The following is a 6,437-nucleotide window of genomic DNA, read 5'->3' on the forward strand; positions in this document are numbered from 1 at the left end:
CCTTTTTTGTTTATTATATATGAATATCTTCCGATAAATACTGTTTAATTAATTGACGTTCAGCTTGATTGAGTTCGCGATATTCACCTGGTTTTAACATTTGATCAAGTGAGAACTTACCAAAGGTTAACCGTACTAGCTCAATTACTTTGACTCCTACACTTAAAAACATCTTCTTCACTTGATGGTATTTGCCCTCCGAGAGGATAACCAGTGCTTCACTTTCAGTTGGTGAATGACGTAAAATAATCAATTTTGCAGGTTTGCATAAGGTATCTTGATCGATTATCACCCCTCTAGCAAACATTGCGACCGTTTCTTCATTAATATCACCATTTACTTTGACTCGATACTGCTTCTCCACATGATAATCCGGATGTAATAGGCGAAAGCCCAGTGGACCATTATTCGTCAATAATAATAATCCACTAGTATAGCGGTCCAAACGTCCAATAGGATATAGGCCCTCTATTTGATCTTCAGCTCTCAGAAGGTCGATTACCGTCTGCTTCTGGTCATCTTTAACAGCACTAATAACCCCTTCTGGCTTATACATCATATAATATTTTTCTGTTGGACTGACGATTTTTTGACCTTTGACCGTAATTTTTTGTAGCTCACTATCTATATTTTGTCTTAGTGAAAGAGCTTGGTAGCCATCAATTAAGATTTGGTGATCAGCTAACAATCGTTTTCGTTGATGTTTCGTTAATTGTAATGTTTTGATTAAAAATTTATCTAGTCTCATCTTTTCCTACTTTAATTATTGACACAAAAAGGCAGTGCCAACTCAACTTATTGGTCGTTAAATACCTCGTTGAATGACACTTATGTTTATTCATTTTATCACTTTTATTGAAATGATTCGCTTTGAGCGAAGTGATATAATTTTTCCCTTATACGATTCTTTTGGTCGTGGGTCTATTACATTGTGTTTTCACCTTTATTTTTCGTTTTGGTTGTAAATGTATCACAATCGACCACTGACTTTGATGATTCATTTTAGCCGCATTTTTATCGCTATTAACCTTTGACTTTGATGATTCTTTTTAGCCGATTCTTTATCGCTATTACCGTCTGGTATTAATTATTTGCTTTGGTCTAAAGGGTAACCTATTAACCCTATCAAACTGCTTACTCCTCCATCGGTAAGAAATCAACAATGACCACTTCTGGACGATTATAGAAGCGTGGTACATGGTCTAATTTTTGATTTTCTAGGCCACGACTGACAATTAATTTAGTTTGATTAAAATTATATTCGCCGCCAGCATATTTGGGGAATAACCCTTGATGAGGCGCGTACAGTCCATTCATTAAACCCGGTATACGCCATTGTCCACCATGTGCATGGCCACTAAAAATAATATCGAAAGGATAAGCTAAGTAATCTTCAATTAATTCTGGTCGATGGGCTAATAAAACATTCACATAGGGTCCGGATTGGTGATTGTGCATTGCTTCGAATAAAGCGATATCCGGAGAAAGAAATTCTGGATCATCAATGCCGGTAATTTGTAAGGTGGTATCATTATAAGTAAATAAACTTGATTCTTGCGCTAGCACTTCAATCCCTTTGGCTTCAATCATTTGTTTTACTTGTTCGCCTCGTTTCGTATAAGCTTCATGATTGCCCGTTACATAATAGGTTGGGTATTTAGCGACGATTTGATCTAAAAATAATTCCGCATGACTCTGAGGTAAATTTTCATCGACTATGTCGCCGACTAAAAAGACTACATCTGGAAATTCATTGTCAATTAAGGACATCAAGGTTGCTTGATCCTCACCAATTAAATTACTATGCAAGTCGGTAATGACGGCTGCTCTCACACCGTTGTTTACATTCGGATGTTGATATTTATAATGTTTAATGACTAATTTTTGATTGAGACCATTCGCTGTGAATAACGCTAAGCCGATTGTTGAAACAGCTAATCCCATTTTTGTTATAAATTTCATACAGTTCCACCTTCAATAATGGTATAATAAATACTATAAAATATATATTCTAGATAAGAATATCATGTATTTTTCATGTTTACAAATTTTTTACAAATCCTAAATGGAGTGTCTGTCTGGCCTTCGTTATAATGAAGAAGGTTTATAAAAATAAGACGATTTATTTTTAAGTCTTTATGAGGTTAGCAGCTATTACTCACTTTTTTATTATCCAAACTATGGATTTGTAAATGTTATTCAGAAAGGAAGTCCTATATGTATAATGAAAAAATTGGGTTAATTGATATCGGATCAAACACTATCCGTCTGGTCGTTTATGCGATTGACCATCGATTTAACATCACTGAATTGCAAAATATCAAGACCCCCGCAAGACTTTCACAATACTTAGAAAAAAGCAAAAAATCAGTCGTGATGAACCAAATGGGAATTGATTTATTAATCGAAGTATTACAGTCTTTTAAAATTGTGGCTGATAAAGCCGGTGTTGATAAATTATTCCCGGTCGCAACCGCAGCGATTCGGCAATCTGATAACCGTGAGGATATTTTAGCTCAAGTCAAAAAACAAGTGGGTATCGAGGTCACCATTTTATCAGAAGAACAAGAAGCCACTTTCGGTCAATATGCGATTTTGCATTCCGTTGATGTACCAGATGGTATTACCATTGATATCGGGGGTGGCAGTTGTGAAGTGACGCTCTTTAAAAATAAAGAGATGGTGCAATTCCATAGTTTTCCTTTTGGGAACGTCACTTTAAAAGAACAATTCTTCAAAAATAAAAAGCATAATGATCCTAGTGCTATTGAAGCACTACGCAAATATATACGCGATCAATTTAAAAGCATACCTTGGTTGAAAAAAGCCAAACTGCCAATTATCGCGATGAGTGGTTCTGCGCGTAATATTGCCTATGTTCATCAGCGTTTAAATGACTATCCGATTGCGGGAATTCAAGGCTATCATATGACAGAAGCCAATTTGAACCAAACCTTGGATTTATTTATGGCCACCGATTTAGACGATATGGGGAATATTGATGGCCTCAGCAATGACCGGGTCGACATCATCATCCCAGCCAACATTGTCTTTTTAGAATTATTAAATATGGTCAAAGCACCGATTTTCATTTTATCGAATCAGGGACTACGAGAAGGTTTTGTTCTAACTTATATTAATGAGCATTATCACTCTCCTATCGATGCACGCAATAATAAATTAAGAACGGTCCAACAAGTTGCTGATAAGATGAATATTTTACCTGAGGGTAGTATTTTGCGGGTTAATTACGCCATTAAACTTTATCAAGCATTGAGTGAAGCTGGTGTTATTCGCTACGATGACCAACTAAAAAACGAATTAGAATTTGCCAGCTATTTATATCGCTTTGGTTCAATGATCAGTTCAGAAGCTGATTCACAACATACCTTCTATATTATTTCCAATATGGATTTATTAGGCTTCTCGCATCATGATCGCTTACGATTAGCTTTACTAAGTAGTTTCAAGAGCAAATCCATGATGATGCGATACTTACGTGATTTTCCTGATTGGTTAACCGAGGACGAGATTAAAGAACTCTTAATTTTAGGAGGAATCATCAAAGTAAGTGATGCCTTAAATGATTCGCAAACACAACCGATTAAAGATTTAAACTTTATCAAAAAATCCAAAAACAAGTATCAATTAGTCATCTATCATACCGCCCCAGTAGTGGCGGAGGCTTACCGTACCAATCGCCATTTAAAACATTTAAGCCGCGTCTTAGATGGAAATTTAGAACTAAAATTTGTCGAACTTGAATCATAAGTGTTTAAAATTTTATTGAAGTCAACAATACAATCCCCTAGTCGCAACTGGTTAATGGATTGACTCATCTGAACGATTACTAACAACTGGTTAAAGACTGAATCATCCGCTCGGTTACTAGCAACTGGTTAGTGATTGAATCATCCGCTCGGTTACTAACAACTGGTTAAAGACTGAATCATCCGCTCGGTTACTAGCAACTGGTTATTGATTGAATCATCTCGCTTACTAGCATCTACCAAGATATGATTTTAAAGAATTGCTATCGAAGCTCTAGCACTTTTATTTGTTCGATAAGAAAGGAATTATTATGCCTAAACGTCAAAAAAAATCTGAAAAAATACAAAAACATTCTTTTAAAAAGAACGACTTTATTGTAAAAGATCCTTATGACTCACCTGATTATTATTTTAACCGTGAATTAAGCTGGTTAGACTTTAATAAACGCGTGATTGAAGAAGCCTATGATCAAAATAATCCATTTTTAGAACAATTAAACTTCTTAGCCATTGCCAGTTCAAATGCCGATGAATTTTTCATGATACGAGTGGCTGGTGTCTATGATCAATATAGTGCCAATGTCGAAATTGCAGAAAACAAAACGCAAATGACCCCTTTTGAATTATTGCAGGCAATTCGTAAAAAGAATGCTAAAAATATTGAATTACAATATAATCGTTATCATGAACTGGTTAAAATTTTACCTACTTATGATTATCAAATTAAACGCAGTGCTGAGTTAACACCAGAAGAATTAGTGATAGCGGAGCATCGTTTTAGACAATTAATTTTACCGACATTGTCCCCTATTGGAATTGATGCTTATCGACCATTTCCGCATTTAAGTAACAAAGCGATTAATATTTTAGTTAGCTTACAAAATGAAAAAGGCAATCAAATGACTGCCATTGTACCGATTCCTAATCTTGTCGACCGTTATATCACGATTGAAAATACCAGTACCAAAACATTGGTTTTCACTGAAGATTTAATTGTCCATTTTATCGATGAATTATTTAAAGGCTATCATGTGAATTTCTCATTACCTTTTAGAATTACACGTGATGCTGACTTTGATATTCGTGAAGAAGGAGCTTTAGACTTAATAATTGAGATTGAAGATTCCTTGAAAAAGCGTAAAAATGGAGAAGCCGTGCGAATTGAAGTCGATACCTCTATTTCAAAAGTCTATGAATCCCATCATTTAGATGTCTTAATGGATATTTTACAATTAGAAGATTTTGACTTATATCAAATTGCGGGCCCATTGGATTTAACCTTCTTATTTAAATTACATGATCAAGTGGGTGCCGACCATCCAGAAGCCTTATATCCACCATTTGAGCCATTTTTAAATCCTGAACATACAGGTGAAAAATTATTTGATGCGATTCGTGAAAAAGACTTGTTCTTTAACCACCCATATGACTCATTCAAGCCCATTGTTTCCTTAATCGAAACAGCTGCCAATGACGAAAAAACAATCGCCATCAAACAAACCTTATACCGTGTTTCTAAACACTCACCGATTATAGCAGCCTTAAAACAAGCAGCCGAACGTGGCAAAGAAGTCACCGTTTTAGTAGAATTAAAGGCGCGCTTTGACGAAGAAAACAATGTCTTTTGGGCGCGCGAACTAGAAGAAGCGGGTTGTCATGTCTTATATGGTGTATCAGAATTAAAAACTCATAGTAAAATCACTTTAGTCATCCGCCGTGAAGAAGATAAAATTCAACGCTATGTCCATTTAGGGACTGGTAACTACAATGATAAAACCGCACGTATTTATACGGATATGGGAATTTTAACCTGTCATGAAGAAATAACCGAAGATGCGTCGAAATTCTTTAACCACTTAAGTGGCTTTACTGAAAGACCGCATTATAAACACTTACATGTGTCACCCTTTGAAATTCGTGACTCGTTAATTGATTATATCGATGAAGAAATTGCCTACCAAAATCAATTTGGTAATGGACGCATTGTCGCTAAAATGAACTCCTTAACCGATAAAGAAATCATTAAGAAGTTTTATCAAGCAAGTCAAGCGGGAGTAAAAATTGAATTAATTATTCGAGGAATCTGCTGCTTAAAACCTGGCGTAGAAGGCATTTCAGAAAATATTCATGTCAGAAGTATCGTCGGACGCTTTTTAGAACATTCTAGAATTTACTTCTTTAATCGAAATGGTGCGCATCATTTATTCCTATCATCAGCCGATATGATGACGCGTAACATGGTTCGTCGTGTCGAGATTGAGTTTCCTATTTTATCAACAGAGATTGAGAAACAGATTATCGAGATCTTAGACTATCAATTAGCTGACACGATGAAAGCCCGTGAACTTCAAGTTGATGGCACCTATACCCGACCCGATCGGACAATAGTTCAAAACAATTCTCAAATCCAATTAATGCGACTAGCTGAAAGCAAGCGTGAAGCGTTAGTGCCAACAGTAGTGGTGGTTGAAAGCAAACCAATTTTAAATTGGTGGCAACGTTTGGTTGCATGGTTCAAGTAAGATTAATTATCTTATTGTTCTTATTGATCAGTAATAGCATCGGGAGTGGACAAAAGGTAGATAGATGAATGTTAGCGTATTTAAGCTCTTTCATATCGATAAACTAACTCAAACATTTTTATCATTCTTTACATATCTTGGATAG

At 35.6% G+C, this 6,437-nt stretch carries 4 protein-coding genes; 2 read left to right on the top strand and 2 right to left on the bottom strand.

Annotated features, from left to right (window positions below; all coding sequences use genetic code 11):
• Nucleotides 1-13: 13 nt before the first annotated feature.
• Both GSA01S_RS08900 and GSA01S_RS08905 read right to left on the bottom strand, forming a co-directional pair.
• Nucleotides 14-748 carry a pseudouridine synthase gene (locus GSA01S_RS08900; protein ID WP_066126763.1) on the bottom strand — a complete coding sequence of 245 codons (735 nt, stop codon included), beginning with the start codon at nucleotides 746-748 and terminating at the stop codon, nucleotides 14-16.
• 386 nt (nucleotides 749-1,134) lie between these two features.
• On the bottom strand, nucleotides 1,135-1,962 hold the full coding sequence (locus GSA01S_RS08905; RefSeq protein ID WP_066126765.1) for a metallophosphoesterase: 828 nt from the start codon (nucleotides 1,960-1,962) through the stop codon (nucleotides 1,135-1,137).
• Nucleotides 1,963-2,217: 255 nt separating this feature from the next.
• On the opposite strand from GSA01S_RS08905, the gene GSA01S_RS08910 reads away from it, so the two are divergent.
• On the top strand, nucleotides 2,218-3,771 hold the full coding sequence (locus GSA01S_RS08910; protein WP_066126767.1) for a Ppx/GppA family phosphatase: 1,554 nt from the start codon (nucleotides 2,218-2,220) through the stop codon (nucleotides 3,769-3,771).
• Nucleotides 3,772-4,081: 310 nt separating this feature from the next.
• Entirely contained in the window at nucleotides 4,082-6,292 is a 2,211-nt protein-coding gene (locus GSA01S_RS08915) for an RNA degradosome polyphosphate kinase (protein WP_083513286.1), read from the top strand.
• Nucleotides 6,293-6,437 lie beyond the last annotated feature (145 nt).

This window comes from Globicatella sanguinis NBRC 15551 (assembly GCF_001552295.1).
Taxonomy (GTDB): Bacteria; Bacillota; Bacilli; order Lactobacillales; family Aerococcaceae; genus Globicatella; species Globicatella sanguinis.